The sequence below is a fragment of the Methylocaldum sp. genome, from assembly GCF_039794385.1.
Classification (GTDB): Bacteria; Pseudomonadota; Gammaproteobacteria; order Methylococcales; family Methylococcaceae; genus Methylocaldum.
This window is the reverse complement of sequence record NZ_JBDIVO010000050.1, coordinates 1-20,513: the sequence shown is the minus strand read 5'-3', so window position 1 is coordinate 20,513 and position 20,513 is coordinate 1. Positions and strand designations below refer to the sequence as shown.

The following is a 20,513-nucleotide window of genomic DNA, read 5'->3' as shown; positions in this document are numbered from 1 at the left end:
AGGGGACCGAGCGATCCAGCATGTCGTCGAAAACCTCGGCGGTATCCTTTCCGAAATCGAAATCCGTCACCATTGGACGCTTTTCTTTGAATAAATCGTCTTTAGTCATCGTATTCAAATGGGCTCTTTCGCTAATCTGCCCGGCGACCGCCGATCCTTTTCAGGGCCGGACCGGCGGCGGATGCGGATCACGAGCAGCACGATCAGGGCGCTCATCCAGGCAGCGGTGAGATAACCGATCATCCCGTCGTAAGACCCGGTCAAAAACGACCAGTATCCGTTCGGAACGCCGTTCGTTGCCGCTTTGGTGGTCTTGATGACGCAGACCCACCCGGCATGTATGCCGATGCAGTAGCCCAAGCCCAAGGGAAAAGCCACCCGAATCCAGGCGAGAAAGACTGCCGCGAGGAATAACGCGAGAAAAGAGGAGGGATCCAGGGTTGGAAGAGTGGCCAGGGCATCCCCTGCGATTCGAAAACCTGTAGTCCAGTCGACATCGGCCGCTGCGGGTTTCAAGTCGCTGCGCAAGAAATGGAGTAGGGCGAAATAAAAGGAACTGATGGCGACGGCCGATAGGGTTCCGGCCGCTTTTCGAAGTGCGGCGAACAGAACGCCGCGGAAAATCGTTTCTTCTATGATTGCCACGACCAATCCTATGCCGAGTGCCTTAAGTGCGGTCATTCCGAGGCGATGGGCGTTCGACCAGGCATCCATATCGATCTCGCGAACGTCCAGGGCGATCAACGCCAAGGCATGAAGGGCGAGCATGGCGGCTCCCAACGGAACACCGACCGCGACCTGGCGAGACAGCTCGGACTTGGTTCCCACCCCGATGTCCGGACGGCGCAGGCTGAAGAATTTCGCCGCCGGAATGATGCTGAGAAGGAGAAGCAAATGACCGCTGCGGTTTACCAGGGTATGAAACCCGATGGCACCATCCGTGATCCAAAAGATCGGGTAGGCGAAAAACGCGGCGAGCGAGGCGCAAAGAAGTATGACCAACAAAGGTGCCAGCACCGCTGAACTAACGATTCTTAGGGAAAGCATGACAAAGGATTTGAAACATTGATGCGCTAAAGCCGATGGCGCGTTAAATGGTCGAAAGTCTATCTCATATGGCGCATGGTGGGTAAAACGGCACCGTTCGGTGGGAAGCCGAGCGTTTCCGAACCCCCTGCTGGGTACAAATGCACGAGCCTGCGAGGCGGCGCTCCTTATGTCGCATCGGGCTTGAGCGACGATTCACCAAAGCAGTATTAATCGCGCCGTCTCCACCTCCGGTGCGGGCGGCCTCGATCGATATCTCTGTGCCTGCACAAGGGTGCCTTTAGGAATGGACATGCAAGAAACGGATTTTACGCGGCGTAGGCTATGTCTTGGTCTGATTCACCGACGTTCATGTTGGTTGCCTACCGTTCACGGTTGGATGGTTCTTTTTGTTGTTTCCTTGAGTTCCGCCGCTTTCATCGTTGGTAGGATCCATCCTTTTTTATCGATCAGCGCCCCGATTTCCGGGGGCGGCCTTGTGGCAGAGGGATGGATGCCGGATTACGCGATGGAGCAAGTGATTGCCGAATTCGAACGCGGTCGATACACCCGGCTCTACGTCACCGGCGGCCCTATCGAGAGAGGACGGTTGCTCCAGAAATACGGAACGTCCGCCGAGGCCGGCGCCGCCATGTTGGTCGAACTGGGGCTGGATGCGGATGTAGTCCAGCCGGTTCCGGCGCCGCGGAGCAGGACGGATCGGACGTACATATCCGCTATCGCTCTACGAAACTGGTTTGCTCGGAACGGGATTGAGGAACGCTCGCTGACCGTTGTGTCGCTCGGGGTTCACGCCCGCCGAAGCCGCCTGTTGTTCCAGGGGGCTATCGGGCGGTCTATCCCCGTTGGTGTCATCGCCGTCGAGGATGAAAGTCACGACCCGATGCGCTGGTGGCGGTCCAGCGAGGGATTTCGAACCGTAACGGACGAGGCGATCGCTTATCTTTACACTACCCTGATTTTTTATCCTGGAAGGGAGATCATGGCTCGGTAGTGTGACTTGCCGTCTCTACCCCGATCGCTCGAGGTCTTTCCCGTTATGAAGCCTCGATGTGGCGTTCGCTCGTCGCTCTCCACATTGCAAAAAGACGTTCCGTTGGTCTCTTACGGTTTTAAAGAGGGCGGCTCTTGTTTAGAATCGATCAAAAAAGGAGTGTCATGAATAAACAGGATGTTTTGAGGTACTGCCTAGTCAGTATCGTTTTGGGAGCATGTTGCGGTTGCTCTTGGGTTGGCGCCGCGACGCCGCGAGCAGTTGATGATCCGACCGCTCTGCGCGCCGGAGGATCGAAAACAACTAATCCATCTCCGGCAACTACGCGCTATGTTCGTCCGTTCGGCCCGAACGCGCCCTGGAACCGACCGGTGGACGGGCTGCCGCGCCATCCCCAGTCCGATGCCTTGACCAATCGCCTGTGGCAATATTCGCCGTCGCGGGTCGGCAATTTCAATCTGTCCTTCAGCGGGTATACCTATCCGGTGTACATGGCCGGCACCGCGAAAGGCTCTTACCCAGTCCGAGCGCCATCATGGAACAAACTCAACGGTACCAAGATCCCCTGGAGCCCGGATTGGAAGCCCGCGACCGGCTCCGATAGCCAGGTGATCATCCTCGACCCGGACAGCGGGCGCGAATGGGATTTGTGGCAGGCGAGTTTCGATGGGGCCGCCGTCCATGTTTCGAACGGCAATCTGGTGCCGGGCTCGTATTTGACCAAGGAAGACGGCTTCAAGCCCTCACGCGGCTGCGGCATTCCCTACCTCGCCATGCTGGTGAGACCGGAGGAGATTGCCCAGGGCAAGATCGAGCACGCGCTGTCGATGCCGAGCCGGAACACCGCGAAGACCTTCGTGGCGCCGGCCACCAAGTCGGACGGCCGAGCTACCGACAATGGACTGCCCATGGGCACCCGGTTTGCGCTGAACATCACCGATGCCGAGATCGACGAGTGGGTGAACGCCCTACCGAGCCAATTGACCGGCCAGACCCGTCGGGCGGCGCGGATCATCGCCGTGGCCCTTAGGGATTACGGCTGGTTCATCTCCGACACGGCCGGCGGCGCGCACTTCCAGTTCGAGGACAACGCCACCGCCAAAGCCAAATGGGAGGCGCTGGGCTTGGGGGAGAAATCGATTGGCTGGAAAAACTACCCTACCGATCTGCTCGATGGCTTGCTGACCAAACAGCGTATCTACGCAATCGCTCCTAGTAACTGATACAAGATGTACCGACCGCAGGCTCGGTTGTGGCTGGTGCTCGGACGAAAGAAAGAGAAGGGGAAGCGACGGCCGAGTGTAACACCTGAGGACACGCTGACTCGTGTAAGTAGCCTTTCTTAGGTAGTTGTTCGAGTTTTATATCAGTGGTTTAACCAGCACAATGCACCTACGTATTCGGGTGCACAGGGATGTTTCAAATGGCCGAAAAAGTGACCGGTCTAGACTCTGCATCCAGTCGGTATCTCAGTTTATGCTCAAACTCGTTAAGTTGAGCTTTGCATATTGGTTTTGTTTTTAAGGAGCCTTTAGTGGGCTTCTTAGTTTCGAAATAGGTTGTTTTAGCCGCAACCCTCGCCAGGTAGCTTGATAGGTTAACTCAACGAGTAGGGTTATGCCGGAGTCTGCTGTTGGCAACGACGCTTTGGATTTTTCCCAAGGCAAGGAACGTCGGATAGATGCTGTAACCACCCAACACAGAAACAATAAGAAACACCCGTGGGAGTCAGTAATTTGGTACGACTACATTCGGCTTTGAAGGCAGCCTCGTTGTGGGCTATGAGTTATGCGTCCGGGGTGCACACGCAATATACCCGATTTGCGCTTATCGGGCATGCACGCACGGGTTCAAACCTCTTGTTGGACGTATTCCGGTCCAGCTCTGAGGTCGAGATGTTCCATGAGATATTTAGCTCGGATAACCGGATTATCGGGCAAGGTTTTAATGAAGGTATATCTCGTCTATATAACGAATATGCACGCTGCGTCCGCGCGGTCGGGTGCAAGATTTTTTATAACCACTTGACCAACCAAGAATGGACTGAATTCCAGAAATTGAAGGAATTCAAGATCATCCACTTGATGCGCCGTAATCGCTTGAGGACACTGGTGTCCCTGGCCATCGCATTCAAAACCGATATTTGGCTGCAGAGGAATTTGCGGAAAAAAGTTCCGGTTGACCGAAAGAAAGTCCACCTGGAACCGGGAAATTTAGTTGCGCAAATAATGCAGATCCAAAATTGGGAATCCCAAACACGTGGTCGATTCGCAGACCACGATATGCTCGAAATTTATTATGAAGATTTGGTGGACGACTTCGATAACATAGCCTCGAAGGCAATAAACTTCGTAGGCGCCAAACAATGGAATTCAAATAGGATCGCGTATAGGAAGCAGAATCCGGAGCCGCTCCATCAGCTTATTTCGAACTTCGACGAAGTTAGGGGGGCGTTGAAGAATACGCCATGGGAAAGATACCTTGAATGAGTTTTCCGAACGAGGGAGTGACCATGGATATCGTAAAAATTTCGCAGAAGCTGCTGACTGAAATTGGAGCTCAACTCGATATACATCGCTCGGAGAAAGATATTTTGCCGATTTTAGGTCAAAGGAATTTTAGAGCTAATTCGTCAACAGCTTTTTGAAGGCCATGCTTCGAAATGACCCCATTTTGATTGTTGATTTAGCGAAATACTACGGAGGCGTGGATGTACGCGTTACCGCCTTAGCGCGAATGCTTCACGGCGAACGTCCTTACGCCGTCGCGACTTTGAAGGGCTCGGCATTGCATCATCGCCTGGAAGCCGCTGATTTAGTCTCGTTCCCCGTGCCGTTTTCACGGGGCGATCCGAGAATATTGCTCTATTTGTATCGCCTAATTCGAAAAGGCGGATATAAGGTAGTGGATACTCATAATCCGCAATCCCAGTTTTGGGGGGGATTGGCCGCAACATGGGCAGGTGCAAGAAGTATTTGCACTGTTCACAGTGCGTATGGGCTGGAATACGCCAACACTCTGAAAGGGCGGCTATACGAGCTGGTTTTGCAGTTGAGCTATCGGCTCGGTTTTCACTTTATCGCCGTATCGGAATCGGTACACCAATATCTCGCCGAACTAGGCATTCCATCGACACGAATTTCGCTAATCCACAACGCCATAGAATATACCGAGGAAACATCGGCCGGGCGGGCTGCTCCATTCTTCAAGGAGCTAGGATGGAGTTCCGACGTGTTCGTAGTCACGGTAGTCGGCCGGCTCGAATCCGTAAAAGGTCACAGGTTCTTGTTCGAGGCATTGGCACGCCTGGCGAAGTCCAGGCCTCGGCTACGGTGCCTGGTCGTGGGAGATGGCTATCTGCGCAGCGAATATGAAGAACTGGTAAGGAAGGCGGATCTCGAACAGATTGTCCACTTTGCAGGCTTTCGCAACGATGTCTCCGTCCTCTTAAGCGGCAGCGACGTGTTTTGTTTGCCTTCTCTTTCCGAAGGTCTGCCGTATGCGGTCCTGGAGGCATGCAATCATCGTCTCCCCTTGCTTTTGAGCGGAGTGGGAGGGCTAGCCGAGCTATTCGACCACGGAAAAACCGCGTTTCTTGTTCCGCCAGCGGATGTGGATGCACTGGCGAGAGGAATTTGTTGGCTCATGGATTATCCGGTCGAGGCAAACGGTTTAGGCGAAGCCGCTTTTTACGCTGTCAAGCAGAAGTCCGGTACTAGGCAGATGTACGGGAAGACCTTGGAAATTTATCAATCTGGTTTACCTCTATAGGCACTGAGATATTTCGAGTTAAACCGGTGACTACGAAACGATCGAAATATCACGGGTTTTGCACCATTAACCAATGGAACGGCTAACCGTAAGAACAAGGGCAAGGGATTGCATAATGCGCAGTATTTCGGAAAAGGTAACTATCAAAACGTTCCGAGGGATATCCGGTCTCGAGGAAATCGCAACCGAGTGGGAGTTCATAACGAAGGTTATGGATGGCAAGCGATTTTTTCACCTCGCGGACTGGTACCGTTGTTATCTAAATGCTCTGGAAGACCAGCCCGATACGGTGTTATTCACGGTGGTATATGTAAGCGACAATCCGGAAGCCATTTTCCCACTGAAGATATCATCGCAACGAATATTCGGGCTGAAGATGAGGGTGCTGCAACTCCCGAGCCATCCGCACATGTGCCTCAATGATTTTGTGGTTGCTAAACCCGAACGCGTAAAAACTTACGTGCCTCTCGTTTTAAAACATCTGAAAGAAGTGCCAGGCCTTTCCTGGGACTATATTTATCTCCCGCGTGTCCTTGAAGAATCAGCCGCAGTCACTGCACTAGCTGAACAGTCTAATATCTGGAATGTTCGAAGATCCTGTGGGCAATGCGACTATATAGTTATGCGTCCTTATAATCTAATGTTTCAAGGGTTTTCGAAAACTTTCAGAAATAATATGAGACGAGCAAAAAAGCGTGCCGAAGATTTAGGAAACATAACCTACACGTCTGCATCAAAGCATCCGGAACTCGGCATGGCTTACGAGGCTTTTTTAGATGTTGAAGCCTCTGGTTGGAAAGGTAGAAAAGGATCTGGTACAGCCATAAAACTAGACAAAAAGCTCGAGTCCTTTTATAGGCTGCTAATGGAACACTACTCCCGATCAGGCGGATGCGAAATTCATATTATGTGGCATGATAAAAAGCCTATATCTGTGGAGTTCAGTCTCATTACGGATAGTACCCTTTATACCGTAAAGATCGGTTATGATGAAAACTATTCATTCTGTAGTCCAGGTCATCTGCTTCGCGAATATCTTATGAATTATTATGAGAACAAGGGTGGAATTAGTTTTAATAATTTGATTACGGATGCATCATGGCATAGTGGATGGAAGCCCCAATTTTACAACGTATTTCACTACTATCTATGTAGGCCGACCGTGCGAGGATGGATTGCTTACGTATATCAAAAAGCACTTCTTGAGATTCGCCCGGTATGGTTGGTGTTGAAGCCGAAGTTGAGGAATTTGAATATCATACCCGGGCGATTCGCTCGTGCTTGACTAATAGGCAAAGGAGTCGCAATTCGTTGAGTAAATACGTAGCAAGTGAAACTTCATGTGTCGTATTAGCAAGGTTGTTTAGAGTGGCCGATAGTTCGATGATTTAGGCCATTCATGAACCTTTCGACACTGTCATCAATGCCGTTAGACAAAGACATCAAGGGATTATGATGTTATCAATTTTTTGGTTATGTCTAGGCTTAATTTGTTACGTCTATATCGGATACCCCATCTTAATTACAGCGCTTGCCTCGGTAAGACAACGTCGAATCGACGCAGCGCCGATTCACCCGACAGTCAGCTTGATTGTTTGCGCTTACAATGAAGAGGATATTATAGGCAGGAAAATTGAGAATAGTCTGTCATTGAATTACCCGGCGCATCTGCTCGAGGTGATAGTGGTTAATGATGGGTCGACGGATAGAACGTCATCAATAATCAGTAAATATACCGATAAACCGGATATCACTATTGTTCACTCCCCTGTGCGGGAAGGGAAGGCTGCCGCGATGAATCGGGCCGCCGCTCTAGCCAAGGGTGAAATCCTGATTTTTTCGGACGCACGTGCCATTTATCGTGCCGATAGTCTAAAGCTTCTGGTTCGGAATTTTAATGATCCAGAGGTCGGATGCGTTAATGGCAACAGGCGTTTGCACAAAAACAGATCGCCGATCTTCGGCTCCGAGAAATCGTATTGGGGCTACGAGGCTTACATTAAAACGAAGGAAACGCAATGCGGGTCGACCGTCAGTGTCAGCGGGGCGATGCTCGCCATTCGCGCATCGATATTCGAGCCTATACCGACCAATATGATTCTCGATGATGCCTGCCTCGCCATGCAGACATTGCGGAAAGGATTTCGAGTCATCTACGATCCGGCGGCGCTGTGTTTCCAAAGTTCGGCGATGTCCACGCGCGACGAGGTTTTGCGAAGGCAGCGCATTACAGCCGGACGCTTTCAGATGCTCCTGGATGCTCGGGCATTATGGCCATGGAACGACAAGCTCGCAATTTTCGAATTGGTATCTCATAAGGTCATGCGTCTCTTCCTGCCGTTCTTCAGTGCCGGTGTCTTTCTTTCCAGCGCGGGATTGATGTTTTTACCGGATACTCCCGAAATAGTGATTGCATTATTTTGGGCCCAAATCGCATTTGGTTTCCTGGCCGTTATTGGATGGATCTCGGAAAAGTTCGGTTGGAAGGTAGGGCTGTTGGGGATTTGGTATTACATCGCGAGCGGAAATTTTGCGTCCTTCCGCGGTCTGGTGAGGTATTCGAAAGGTAGGCAGACCGTTCTTTGGGAGAAAGCGCGCCGTACGGAGTGAGGGCAGATTCGTTCTGCGAGCGCTTTCCTTTTCGATGGTGAGTTCGGTCTGCTGATGAAGCGGTAACGACTCCGGCAAGCGGATCGCAGCTTCCAAGGACGTTCGATCAGTGTTGTGGCTGTGGGGTGTGGGGCGCACGGATGCCCTGAGGCCCATCGAGACGGCACGACGATAGTCCGCGGGAAGTCAGGCGCCGACGGATCGTCCATCGAAAGGAGGTGCACAGCCGTCGAGCGGGGTAGGGCGGCCTCGAGACCGCCCATCCGCTGACGACAGCGGGTTTACCCAGCCGAGTGTGTCCACTGTTCCCAAATGCCGGCCACTCCGTTCGAAGGTCTTTATGGGGACGGGATTCGAGCCAGGACCGGCACGCCGAGCTTTTCTTCGACACCTTCCGGTGTGTAAAGCCCGCGTCGCTTCAACTCAGCAAAGTAGGCCACGATGAAGGCAGCCAAAAGCCCAAAAAGCGCACCAACCATTACCTTTAAGAGTCTTGCCGCGTTTAATGGCTTCGGAGATATCGTGGGCTCCTGGAAGACGCGGACATTGGTAACTTTCTTGAGGTCCAGTTCTTCGGAAATCTTGGTTTCCTCGAGTTTGCTCAGATAATCACGATAGAGGCCTTCCTTTACCGCTAGCCGCGTTTCAAGATTAAGCAATTCTCCCTTATGCATATTGATGACCGATAGTTGATCGTTGACCTGCCTCAGGGTCTGCTCGGCATCCTTAATGGTTGTCTGGACGCTCAGCAATTCGGGCTCGAGGTGGGTCGTTTCCAGTTCCAGCGCCCAGTAAGCCTGGTTCGGCTGACGCCGAATCTGCGCCGCTTTTTCCTCTTCGTTCTGGCGCATGAATGCCTTCACGTTATCGATGTCTTGTCGAACTTCACTCACGGTCCTGCTGTTTTCATTGTATCTCCGCAAAAGCTCCTGCTCCTTCAGCTGAAGCTCGAGGAGCCTTTGCTGCGCAAAGTCCACCCCCGTGGACAACGGATCATTCCGCGGAACCCTGTTTTTCAACTTTTGCAGAGCGGCCAATTTATGAGACAGTTCATTAGCCCTCGATTTGGAAAGCCGGAGCGTTTCCTCTACGGCTGACTGTCTTTGCAACAGTAACCGTATCTGTTCGTCGACGTTAATTATCCCGTACTGTTGCTTGAAGTCGCGTAGACTCTGCGTGGCTTCTTGCAGGCCTACGGTGTACTCGGCGAGTTTTTGCTCGAAAAACGGAGCGCGGGACTCTCCGTAAATTCGGACGTGCTTATCGATAAAACTGTTAACGAGCAAGTCGACGACCCGCTTCGCGACAACCGAATCCGGATGGGCAAAATAGACGTGGATGACGCCCGAATTTTTCACGCTTTTGACGGCGAGAGCTTTGTCGAAATTCAATAGCGCCGCATCCATTACGGATTGATCCTGAGGATTTGCGTCTTTAAGTTCAGGGTATAGCGTTTTGATGCCTATCGAAGTGATTACTTTTTGCCGTAAGTCTGTGCTATTCAGAAGCTCCGACTCCGTGTTGAGCAATTCCTCCATTTTGAATTCACGCCTAGAGCTACTATAGGGGCCGCTGAATTCAGGTATGTATTTGTACTCACGACCCAGGTTGAACAACAACGCGGCATGTGCCTCATAAACCGGTTTTTCAAGAATTGCGGTAATTGCTCCAGCCGATAAGGCTACTAAGAAAGCCACCAAAGCCTTGCGTTTATGCCTGATCACCATGGCGACCAAATTAGAATCTCGTATTTGACGATTAGAGAGCATCACTGTTATATCCCTATAGTGAGTTATTGAAAAAGTTAAGTAGAGAGCGAACGCTTACCAGAGTGAGCCATTTCCCACTCGGCCGCTTGCGGTAAAGAAAGGGCAATTCCCATCAGAATCCAAAAATATTTTGGATAAGAGTCGTGCAGAAACAAGCTGCTCACAAGAAAACCGAAAACTCCTATGCTAAAGGCAGTTACCAAAGTTGCATAGTCGTGGCGTCCTGCTTGTTCGAACGTGTATCTTGCCTGCTTCAGGCTCTTGACCATAAACCATAGCAGAGCTCCGAAACTCACCAAACCGATAAGTCCTCGTTCAGCGGCTATCTGAAGATAAAGACTATGTGCGTTTCGATTTTCGCCGCGATTCATAAGGTGTAAGTCCTGGCTATAGCGCTGGAAATTGAAAACATAATTACCGGCTCCAACTCCGAACAACGGGTTATCCACGAACATACGCAACGCGATTTGCATCTCCGCCTTGCGTCCGTCGACCGAAATGTCTGCGGCGCTGGTTTCGGATGGATCTTTCTCTCCGGAAAACGTGGCGACCATATCGTTTATACGAGTGACATAAGCACTCGGAGCAAGGGCGAGCAGGCAGATTAGTACGGCGAGGCCTGATGTTAACACCTTGGGAGAAACGCGAATGTGCATAAGTGCAAGGCACAGCATTCCGAATATGCCCACAAGTGCGCCGCGAGAGTAGGTGAGACTGATGGCCAGGAGTACCAAAGCGAGCGTAATTGCCGCTAGCGGGCGAAGCAACCGAATGGGTTCGTTTAACAGCCGCTCGATACATAATGGCACTATGGGTAGAAGGATGAGGGCATAGAAATTGGGGTCGGTCAAAGGGCCCGATATCCGATAATCGCCCAATTCCTTTGCGAGCTCATCATATTCGGCATTTGCAAATCCAGCGAACTTGAACCAATAAGCACCAGTAACAAATTGGGCAAAATTCATGGATACTAAGAATAGTGCCCCGAATCCTAGTGCCCAAATCAAGAGCCTAAACGAGGCGGCAGTTCGTGATATTAGTATTATGAGAATACAAATCATTCCTTCCCTGATGTTATTGAAGACGAATTCCTGTGCGTCCCGAAAGTAGTCCGAATAGGATAACGACGCCAAGACGAGCAGCATGTATATCAGGACGAGCAGGGCCGGTTTGGCGGCTCCAACGGGTCTATCGCCACCGATGAAGCGAAGCGTGAATGCGGTGAGCAGCGCGGCGCCGTACAACTTAGTCGGCGATGGTGCACCGTGCTCGATGGCGACATCCGAGGCATTCGTATAAATGATGAATGTCAATGCCGCCAAACCCCAGTCGGTACGTGCAAAAGTGAGAACGGCGGCTGGAATTCCGACAAACACGACAATGAACATCAGTGCCAATTGAAGAGCTTCCAGTTGGGAAATCAATACAACCGGCACCAGCGCACTCGTGCCTAGGGCCAAAAGATCCCATTTTTGTGCGGCGATCCGCCGCCCGATCCCTTCAGGTTGGGATAGCCAAGTCCATGGTTTTGCAGACACTCTTTTCTCCTTATGTTCGATCGAAAATTGCACTGTTCTCCCTTAAGGGAACAATTTGCATCGCGAGCCCGTCCGGCTCAGTTTGCTAACAACCGAGTGAGCGCCGGGTCAGTATTACCTGGAAAGTTCGCAGAAGGATTTCCAGGTCGAGTCGGAGACAGGCTCGCTGAATGTAAGCGATATCGAGTTGTGAGCGTTCGTCGAACTCAGTCTTATTTCTACCCAGAATCTGCCACAAGCCCGTGATTCCCGGTATCGCATCCAGGCGTTCGGTTTGCCAGAGCCGGTAGGTTTCGGGGTGGAAAGATGTCGGCCGTGGTCCGACTAACGTCATTTGGCCGAACAAGAGATTAAAAATTTGCGGGAGTTCATCCAGGCTTGTTTTCCGCAATATCTTTCCTACGCGGGTTATCCGCGGGTCATTCTGGATTTTGAAGTCCGGCCACTGTAGTTCGTTCAAGTGCATGAGTTCACATTTGAGCGCTTCAGCATTTGGAACCATGGTTCTGAATTTAAAGATACAAAACCGATAGCCGTTCTTACCGGTCCTTTCTTGTAAGAAGAAAATGGGATCTCGTGGAGATTCCAGTTTAATGAACAATGAAATAATTAATATTAGCGGTATCCACAATGGACTCGTAAGTATTACAAATAGCATGTCGAATAGCCGCTTGGCTATCAAGTAACCCTGGTTGTTGGAGATTCTTAGTCTTGGCTTGAATCGACCTAACCAGTCGAGATCATTTCCATATCGCTCTCTTAGCGTTGGGGTAATCATGCAGCTTGCTCCTCGGTTTCTTCGACAGGCAGGGGCTGCTTGCCATCCACGATATTTGACTCGGCGGTTTTGATTAAGGCTTCAAGTGTGAACCCATCGCTTGGAAAAGACGCTGCACCAACCGATACGGGAAGGTCCAGATCCTTCTTGGCGCTCGTTTGTATCCGTTGAGCCACGGTATTGCATGCTTCGAGACTTGTTGACGGACACATGATTAACAACCGGGAGTCATGCTCGGTACACATTACGATCATGTCGCTGCGTCGAAACCCGGCGACGATCCGGTTTATCAACTTTACCGTCAGATAGCGCTTCAAGTAGCGTTCGGCAAGCTCATGAAATATCATTTTTCGATAGTGGGATAGCGAGTATTTGTTAAGGTTTTCCTTCACGTCTAATACGATAACGCTAAGCGGATTTCCGGATCGCCTGCTTTGATAAAGATATGTATTGATTTCATTCATGGAGTCCGGGAGCTTGGCGATCGGTTTATGCAGATCTTTCAAGAGCATGCTTTCCAGTTCCTCTGAAACGTAAGCCATCCACCTGGCGACGGCATGGGAGAAATACACCGATATACCTAGGAGAATGGTTTCTAAAAAACCGAAGATGTAATTATTGTATTGGGTATTATGGCGTGCCGATAAAGCGAGGTTTGTACTTATAACTAATAGGAGAGGCAGGTATATGGAATGTTTGGTCCAGAATTTCCAGCCCGCCACGATAGTGAGCACCGACAAGGCGGCTAAAATTTTTGTGGGAGTGGAGATGCTGGCGATCGAACCCGTTCCCGGATCTAAGGTATTTAGGCCGAAAAGTATAAAGACAGTCGTAAGCAGACCAAGCAAGTCCTTTGAAATAGATTTCATTTGCAAACACTCCTTTTCTGCAAACTTTATTCTCTCTATCTGTCCGTTAAGATTCTCCGAATAGTGAGAGGGCGCTGCATCAAGTCCTTGTGCTGCGCGCAATCGCTGTATGTATTTTTACCTCCGATAAATTGAACGATAAGCCGTCAGGATAGCTCCAAGGCGGCGGGTTTGACTTCCGCGCTTCGGCCGGCTGTGCGCAGGCGCTAAATTCACCTTGGGTGCAGCGGAATGAATGTCGACGTCGACAGCTCGAGCGATCGGGACCGCTTCAAAGCCGTCATAATGCAGATCGAAAGTTTTGCTGCACTCCGACAAATTTAGATGAGCTAGAGGACGGTATTCAACATCGTGATGCAGGAACGGCCAGGCAACGAGACCGGCCGGAGAGTAACGCGGCCGCGACAATCCGCCTGCACGGCAGTGTCTCGGGTTCGCGTGAATGGGGGTGCTGTCCATCGCCAGACTCCAAAAGTCGATTATCCTCCCTGGGACGGACCGGGACTGCGCGAAGTCCGGCCGAATGCGTTCACTATATCAAACAGTCGCGTAATCAGAATAGACAAAAATCAACAAAAAATCGGCTTTTCGAAGCTCGATATTGTTAAGAATAACTTTGTTTGAATCTTTCCGCTGCCCCGGCAGTCCAACTGGCCGATAGAGGTTCAACTAAGTCATAGCAACTGAGCCGGTTTCGAAACATGCGACGACGGCCAGTGTAACAAAGGCGTTAAGCCGCCACTCGCCCCGGTCGAGATAACAGCCAGGAGGAACTCGGCGTGATGCACGCAACGGGCGACGTGTATCAACAATGCAATAGGGAATCGCATCTCTTGGCGTATCGGCAAGATTTATATTAGAGTACGAAGCGCCAGTCGGTTTGTGTATCGCACGATGAACAAGGAGGGCAGACCGGTAGGGTTCTGCCTTAATAGTGCTGTAAGCAGAGTTGGGACTTATGACATGACGTCATAAGAATGGCCTGCGAACGAATTCGCGACAAGGGATTGAACAATGATTCATGCTGGCAGAAAGACCGTACATGCCGTGGCGTGGAACTACGCGTCTTTTGCACTGAGCAAAGGCGTCGTACTGATCACCATGGCAGTACTTACCCGGCTCTTGCCACCCGAAACCTTCGGGATAGTCAGTCTAGCGACAATCATCATTTCATACTTTTCGCTGCTGCAAGACTTGGGTTTAGGAAGCGCCCTGATACAGCAGCGAAACGATGTACAGGAAGCGGCGAACACCGTTTACGCCGCGAATCTGGTCATCGGAATTCTTTTTTTTCTTTTTACCTTCGCCATAGCTCCGGCGGTTGCCGTCTTTTTTCGCGCACCGGCGGTCGAGCCGATGTTGCGGATACTTGCTTTGACGTTCCTCATCGATCCTTTCGGTTCGGTCCACATTGCGCTTCTTCAGCGGGATTTGGCGTTTCGCAAAAAGCTGATACCGGATCTCGGGCGATTGCTTATCAAAGCAGTTGTCACGATCGTTCTTGCCGTCAAAGGATTCGGGGCATGGTCGCTGATCATCGGACAGCTATCGAGTTCGCTTTCGGGCGTCGTCCTAGCGCGCATCGCACTGCGGCAAAAACTCAGGATGCGCATCAAAAAGCCACAGCTTGGCCGCCTTTTGAAGTTCAGCATACCCTTCATGGCATTTAACCTGATTAACGCACTTGTATCGAATATCGAGTTTATCGTTATTGGACGAACCCTCGGAGATGCGGCGCTCGGGATATATTCGATAACTTATCGTATCGTCGATCTACTGATTATGAATGTGTGGGTGGTATTGGCGGGAGCGATGTTTCCCGCGTTAGCGACGATACAGCACCAGCCCCACTTGCTGCGACGAGCATTTCTTTCGGTAACCCAATACGTTCAGGTTTTTATTGTTCCGATCTCTCTCGGTCTCATTATCACAGCGGAACCTATAGTCAAGGTTTTGCTCGGGGCTCAGTGGTTGGGCGCGATTCCGATTCTCCGGTTGCTGCCTGTTGCATTTCTTATTTTCTCGATCGGAACGACAGCGGGTGATATCTATAAGGCAATTGGACGCCCGGCACTGTTGTTAAAAATGGGCATACTACACATCATAATACTGATTCCTTTACTTCTCGTGGGTGTTCAATACCAGCTCGTAGGGGTGGCATTGAGCCTAATCGCAACGGCATTCCTAGTAAAAATCGTTCATTTGTTCGTAATCGTACGGGTGATAGGGGTTACGGTGTCGGAATTGATGCGCGCACTCAGGCCGGCGTTTGTCGGCGGGACCGCGCTCACCATTGTTACCACCCCGCTGGTCTACAGCATCGGCGATCAGCCTCCCGTGGTGCAACTGTTGGTTGCCGGAGTAACGGGAGCCGCCGCTTATTTCGGAACACTATGGCTTTTAGAAAAGGAGGTCGTTATTAAGGGAGCAAATACGATACTCGATGCCGTCAGGCGTTAAGGCAGCGAAAGAATGCTAGATGTCGAGCTTTCGTAAACCAGGTACCGAATTACGTCACGTATTTTTGTAAACCACGACTTATCTAATGGACAGGATGCTATGAACGGAGTCAACCCGATTGCGCGAGGTCGCAAAGCTATTTCCGGTCGTCTGGCAGGGCTGATGACGCTGATCATCATCATGGGCTGCTATGGGTGTACGGTTAACCGGCCCGTCCTTGATCCCAGCGTAGCATTGGCCGAGGTGGAGAGCAGGTATGAGGTTCCGCCTAATTACATCATTCAGCCCGGAGATCAGCTGGACGTGAAATTCTTTTATACCCCTGAGTTCAACGAGTCGGTAATCGTGCGGCCGGATGGCAAGATTTCTCTCCAACTGATCGACGACGTGCAGGCGGCAGGGATAAACCCGGCGAAGCTCGACGAAGTTTTGACGAACGCCTATTCCGGAGAGTTGAAAGATCCTGCCGTCACGGTGCTTGTCCGGACGCTTACCGAGCCGAGGGTCTACTTGGCGGGCGACATCGCAAAGCCCGGATTCATCACGGTAAGAAACAAGATCGGGGTCCTCCAAGCCATAGACGAAGCCGGGGGATTCCTGGAGACTGCAAATATCAACGATGTCACCGTCATCCGAAAAGGACCCAACAACCAACCGTTGACGCATGAAGTCGATGTGGAAAATATCCTCGACGGCGAGTTAAGCGATTCGGATTTTCTGCTTCAGCCTACGGATGTCGTTTTTGTGCCGAAGCGCGGGGTGGCGAAGGTTGCGGGTTTCATGGATCAAATCCGGAAAATACTGATGCTCAACGGGCTCTTCATACCGCTGTTTTGAGGTTTGAGGAAAGGACCAGCAGTATCTGGAACGATTTAGGACCGTCGGCGGACTGTTCCGCCTATGAGATCGCGAGCGACTCGCGCCTCATGACGCATGAGCAGCCTGAGGGAAAGGTTGGCGAAACCGATTTTTCCGGTGTTCGGTTGATCTATGAATGCATCCCGGGGCGAGAAAAATCCCGCCCGAGGATGGATCGACGTGGCCAAGTGTCGAAACCCGGCTGAGGGAGAGTTCGGAGTAGTGCTGAGCCGACCGACGATTATCGCCTCTCGCAATCGAATCGCGGGGAGGCGGATACGGCGACGTGGGTTCAGAACTGCTCGGCTTGGGCTAACCCAGTCGGTATTTACCCTGCGTGCGGTCTCACTTTGAGAGGGAACGGACGAACTGTCTTATCTCGAGAAAACGCGCACGCAGGGTTTCCGTACCGATAAGCTCGATCAGTATTGGTCGCTAGGAGCTATCGCATAGATACGCTGTTTGGTCAGCAAGCCATCGAGCAGATCGGTGGGATAGTTCTTATAGTTGATGTATTGCTCTCCCAAGCCCAGCGCCTCCCATTTGGCTTTGGCGGTGGCGTTGTCCTCGAACTGGAAGTGCGCGCCGCCGGCCGTGTCGGAGATGAACCAGCCGTAATCCCTAAGCGCTACGGCGATGATCCGCGCCGCCTGGCGGGTCTGGTCCGACAATTCGCTCGGCAAGGAGTTCACCCACTCGTCGATCTCGGCATCGGTGATGTTCAGCGCAAACCGGGTGCCCATGGGCATACCGTTCTGGGTAACCCGACCGTCCGACTTGGTGGCCGGCGCCACGAAGGTCTTCGCGGTGTTCCGGCTCGGCATCGACAGCGCGTGCTCGATCTTGCCCTGGGCAATCTCCTCCGGTCTCACCAGCATGGCGAGATAGGAAATGCCGCAGCCGCGCGAGGGTTTGAAGCCGTCTTCCTTGGTCAAATACGAGCCCGGCACCAGATTGCCGTTCGAGATGCGAATCCGGGAGCCGTTAAAGTTCACCTGCCACAAATCCCACTCCTGCCCGCTGTCCGGGTCGAGGATGATCACCTGGCCATCGGAGCCGGTCGCGGGCTTCCAGTCCGGGCTCCAGGGGATCTTGGTACCGTTGAGGTTACCCATCCCCGCCTGGACCTGGTAAGAGCCCTTCGCGGTGCTGGCCATGTACACCGGATAGGTATAGCCGCTGAAGGACAGATTGAAATTGCCGACCCGCGACGGCGAATATTGCCACAGGCGATTGGTCAAGGCATCGGACTGGGGATGACGCGGCAGCCCGTCCACCGGTCGGTTCCAGGGCGCGTTCGGGCCGAACGGACGAACATAATCGTCGGCGGCACCGGCCGATTGAGCCATGACCAGGGTCGCTGCTATCGACAGGCCATGGACGGCTTTGCGTACGATTCTATGGCTGCGACCGTCGGCAACTCGTTTTTCGGCGCATTTGGCTGAAGGAAGGTAAGAGTTTACAAATTTCATGGTTTCTCCCGTGGGATTTTTTCGCTACAAATTCGAGGCATAGCGGCTCTTCGCGGCCATGCCAGGTTATGTAAGCTTCAGTGCGACGGCTGATCTAAACCGCCGTAATCACCGAGCTTTAGCGTCCCTGGGACCAACTCCATCATTCCTGACAGGTTCAGCGTTGGTCGAACTACCGGCTGTTCAAGCAGTTCCATTCGTTTTCCAAAAGTACGAGCACCCCCCCTTTTAAGCTATGGCTGAATCCCATGTGTCTTAAGTACCGCTTCGAATAACTCAGTGATGAAAAAGGCATCAGCCACGTTTGATGAAGGCAAACGTCGGTGACATTCATTACTGGGTTATTCAAGGCTGATTGAGTAGGCCCGAATGTTTTTTCGGGGGAACTGCTCTGGGAGCAGCGTGTTGCCCTACTCACGGGGTCGGATATCCGAGACCGCCAATTACCTAAGGGGCACAAAGGCAAGCATGTTTAACGCTTCAGTTTCCAAGCAAAAAAGCGCAAGTGGATTGAAGTAAAACCAATTTTTGTTGTCGGGTAGTCGCTCGTCACTTGCGTAGCCGATGAAAGCATGTGCCGTGCCAATATCGATCAAACCTAGAGCTGACGCGGGATTGGCTTTTTGGGGGTGTCGCCGACTACGTAGAATTACTTATCAATCGACGCTGATATGCGACAGAGGATCGCTCCTATCCAAAAAGATGTGTGGTTCGATGGAAGAGGACGCGCCGGGCGTACGCAGCGAAAATGGGGTCACTGGAGGGGGCGGAAATGACACCCGAAACGCATGTAAGGGATCGGAAAGTCGAGGGGTCGCCGGAGAGCGACGGTTAAGCACATACCCCTTGCACCATAGAAAGGCGACACAAGTCGTGATTGTTCGTCTTTTCTCATCCGACGACTGTTTGATATAGTGAAAAACGTTTCGGCCGGACCGTTCTCGTTCCCGGCCCATTCAAGGAGGATAGTCGACTTGCGGAGAGTCTGGCGATGGACAGCGCACCGTTTCCGCTTCATCTAAACCCGAGGTCCCATTGGGGGCCAGCATTCGCTGCTCCGTCCGACGGGTGCTATTCCTCGGAGCAAATCGCCATTCCCTCGATCGCGTGCGGAATTCAAGTTGAGGGAAACCGTAATCTCGCTGACTAGCCAAGGTTTTTGATCTTCCGTGTGGGGTTTATCGAGGGCGGAAATCGCCGGGCCTCACGGTTGTTGGATCATCGAGCGACTCATGGCGTCAGTGCTGATACAGGGAAGTTGTCGGTACCTTATATATAAGACAGGGATTTAAGATGAGGATATTTGTCGTCGAGCCTACGGGCCAGGGAGGGTTGGTGCACTATGCCTACGAGTTATGCACCGGACTCGCGAATGCCGGAGCGGACGTCACTTTAGTGACCGCAGATGAGTATGAACTCAGCGGCTGTCCGCATAATTTTCGTGTCGACAAGCGATTGCATCTGTGGAAGATCGTCGATTCGCGCGCAGTGCGAAAGCAGCCGCGAGGAGTCCTGGCGAAAACCTGGCGCCGGTTCTGGTGGACCGGCCGAAGAGTGTTGAGGTTTTCTCGACTACTCGGCCAGTGGATTCGCCTGACGAATTATCTGATCGCCGAGAAACCCGACGTCATTCTGTTTGGACGGTTCTATTTTCCCGGAGTCTCGCTTTTTCTTCGAAGGCTTAAGCGTCATGGCCTGGTTTTGGCGGACGTGTGCCATGAGTACGAGTTTCGCGATCCGAGCTTGTCTCGAATCAATGCCCTGATCGATCGGACGACGGGGTTTTTCGAGAAAACCGTATATAAAGCGTTCTCCGCTGTGTTCATCCACGGGGAAATAAATCGGGATCGGTTCTTGGCCGAGCTCGAGGTGCCTTCCGAGCGCGTCCACATCATCCAGCACGGGGTGTCCAGTCTATTTTTCAGTCAGGCCCAAAAGGTCGGCTTAGCCGAGCGTTATGGCATCGAGGCTTCCGACCGGGTGGTACTGTTTTTCGGCAATCTTCGGGTGAGCAAGGGCGTTCCCGATCTCCTTCGCGCCTTTGCTTTGATCGAGAGCGATAAATATCGAGCCAAATTGGTTGTCGCGGGCTACCCGACGCAATCGGTCGACGTAAACGAATTGCGCAGACTGGCCCGGGAGTTAGGAATAGAGCGGCGCACGATTTTCGATATTCGTTACATACCCAACCATGAGGTGAGCGAATTGATTCAGCTCGCTACGGTTGTGGCCTTTCCGTATCTCAGCGCCACTCAAAGCGGGCCGCTGATGATAGCCCACGCTTTCGGTCGGCCGGTCGTGGCGACCTCGGTCGGCAATTTTCCGGAGGTGGTAAAAGACGGAATCA

At 52.0% G+C, this 20,513-nt stretch carries 16 protein-coding genes; 10 read left to right on the top strand and 6 right to left on the bottom strand.

Annotated elements, in window-relative coordinates; translation table 11 throughout:
- Positions 1–114: 114 nt before the first annotated feature.
- Positions 115–1,047, bottom strand: coding sequence for a CPBP family intramembrane glutamic endopeptidase (locus ABJK70_RS07045; protein WP_347257635.1), 933 nt, complete (start codon positions 1,045–1,047; stop codon positions 115–117).
- 493 nt (positions 1,048–1,540) lie between these two features.
- On the opposite strand from ABJK70_RS07045, the gene ABJK70_RS07040 reads away from it, so the two are divergent.
- From ABJK70_RS07040 to ABJK70_RS07010, 7 genes are all read left to right on the top strand, one after another.
- Positions 1,541–2,041: an ElyC/SanA/YdcF family protein gene (locus ABJK70_RS07040; protein ID WP_347257634.1), complete on the top strand. Its 501-nt coding sequence runs from the start codon at positions 1,541–1,543 to the stop codon at positions 2,039–2,041.
- Between the two features lie 371 nt (positions 2,042–2,412).
- The gene (locus ABJK70_RS07035) at positions 2,413–3,264 is read left to right on the top strand and encodes a hypothetical protein (protein ID WP_086133889.1); all 852 of its coding nucleotides are present in this window, start codon (positions 2,413–2,415) and stop codon (positions 3,262–3,264) included.
- 672 nt (positions 3,265–3,936) lie between these two features.
- Positions 3,937–4,530, top strand: coding sequence for a hypothetical protein (locus ABJK70_RS07030; RefSeq protein ID WP_168175510.1), 594 nt, complete (start codon positions 3,937–3,939; stop codon positions 4,528–4,530).
- A 23-nt stretch (positions 4,531–4,553) separates the two neighbouring features.
- Positions 4,554–4,688 carry a hypothetical protein gene (locus ABJK70_RS07025; protein ID WP_276205414.1) on the top strand — a complete coding sequence of 45 codons (135 nt, stop codon included), beginning with the start codon at positions 4,554–4,556 and terminating at the stop codon, positions 4,686–4,688.
- A 59-nt stretch (positions 4,689–4,747) separates the two neighbouring features.
- Positions 4,748–5,812 (top strand): glycosyltransferase, encoded by a 1,065-nt coding sequence (locus ABJK70_RS07020; protein ID WP_347257633.1) that lies wholly within the window; start codon positions 4,748–4,750, stop codon positions 5,810–5,812.
- Positions 5,813–5,927: 115 nt separating this feature from the next.
- Positions 5,928–7,097, top strand: a complete 1,170-nt coding sequence (locus ABJK70_RS07015) for a GNAT family N-acetyltransferase (RefSeq protein ID WP_077732098.1) — start codon at positions 5,928–5,930, stop codon at positions 7,095–7,097.
- A 167-nt stretch (positions 7,098–7,264) separates the two neighbouring features.
- Positions 7,265–8,422 carry a glycosyltransferase family 2 protein gene (locus ABJK70_RS07010; RefSeq protein WP_077732099.1) on the top strand — a complete coding sequence of 386 codons (1,158 nt, stop codon included), beginning with the start codon at positions 7,265–7,267 and terminating at the stop codon, positions 8,420–8,422.
- Between the two features lie 338 nt (positions 8,423–8,760).
- On the opposite strand, the gene ABJK70_RS07005 is transcribed toward ABJK70_RS07010, so the two are convergent.
- From ABJK70_RS07005 to ABJK70_RS06990, 4 genes are all read right to left on the bottom strand, one after another.
- Positions 8,761–10,149, bottom strand: coding sequence for a hypothetical protein (locus ABJK70_RS07005; RefSeq protein ID WP_240502629.1), 1,389 nt, complete (start codon positions 10,147–10,149; stop codon positions 8,761–8,763).
- A 77-nt stretch (positions 10,150–10,226) separates the two neighbouring features.
- The gene (locus ABJK70_RS07000; protein ID WP_347257632.1) at positions 10,227–11,729 is read right to left on the bottom strand and encodes an O-antigen ligase family protein; all 1,503 of its coding nucleotides are present in this window, start codon (positions 11,727–11,729) and stop codon (positions 10,227–10,229) included.
- A gap of 85 nt (positions 11,730–11,814) precedes the next feature.
- Positions 11,815–12,507: a sugar transferase gene (locus ABJK70_RS06995; protein ID WP_347257631.1), complete on the bottom strand. Its 693-nt coding sequence runs from the start codon at positions 12,505–12,507 to the stop codon at positions 11,815–11,817.
- Entirely contained in the window at positions 12,504–13,376 is an 873-nt protein-coding gene (locus ABJK70_RS06990) for a hypothetical protein (RefSeq protein WP_347257630.1), read from the bottom strand. The genes ABJK70_RS06995 and ABJK70_RS06990 overlap by 4 nt, the downstream gene beginning before the upstream one ends.
- A 1,047-nt stretch (positions 13,377–14,423) precedes the next feature.
- On the opposite strand from ABJK70_RS06990, the gene ABJK70_RS06985 reads away from it, so the two are divergent.
- On the top strand, positions 14,424–15,836 hold the full coding sequence (locus ABJK70_RS06985) for a lipopolysaccharide biosynthesis protein (protein WP_347257629.1): 1,413 nt from the start codon (positions 14,424–14,426) through the stop codon (positions 15,834–15,836).
- A gap of 99 nt (positions 15,837–15,935) precedes the next feature.
- Positions 15,936–16,673 carry a polysaccharide biosynthesis/export family protein gene (locus ABJK70_RS06980; protein ID WP_077732106.1) on the top strand — a complete coding sequence of 246 codons (738 nt, stop codon included), beginning with the start codon at positions 15,936–15,938 and terminating at the stop codon, positions 16,671–16,673.
- Between the two features lie 443 nt (positions 16,674–17,116).
- On the opposite strand, the gene ABJK70_RS06975 is transcribed toward ABJK70_RS06980, so the two are convergent.
- Entirely contained in the window at positions 17,117–18,166 is a 1,050-nt protein-coding gene (locus ABJK70_RS06975; protein WP_077732107.1) for a hypothetical protein, read from the bottom strand.
- Positions 18,167–19,459: 1,293 nt separating this feature from the next.
- On the opposite strand from ABJK70_RS06975, the gene ABJK70_RS06970 reads away from it, so the two are divergent.
- A partial coding sequence (locus tag ABJK70_RS06970; RefSeq protein WP_347257628.1) for a glycosyltransferase family 4 protein occupies positions 19,460–20,513 on the top strand: 1,054 nt, incomplete at its 3' end.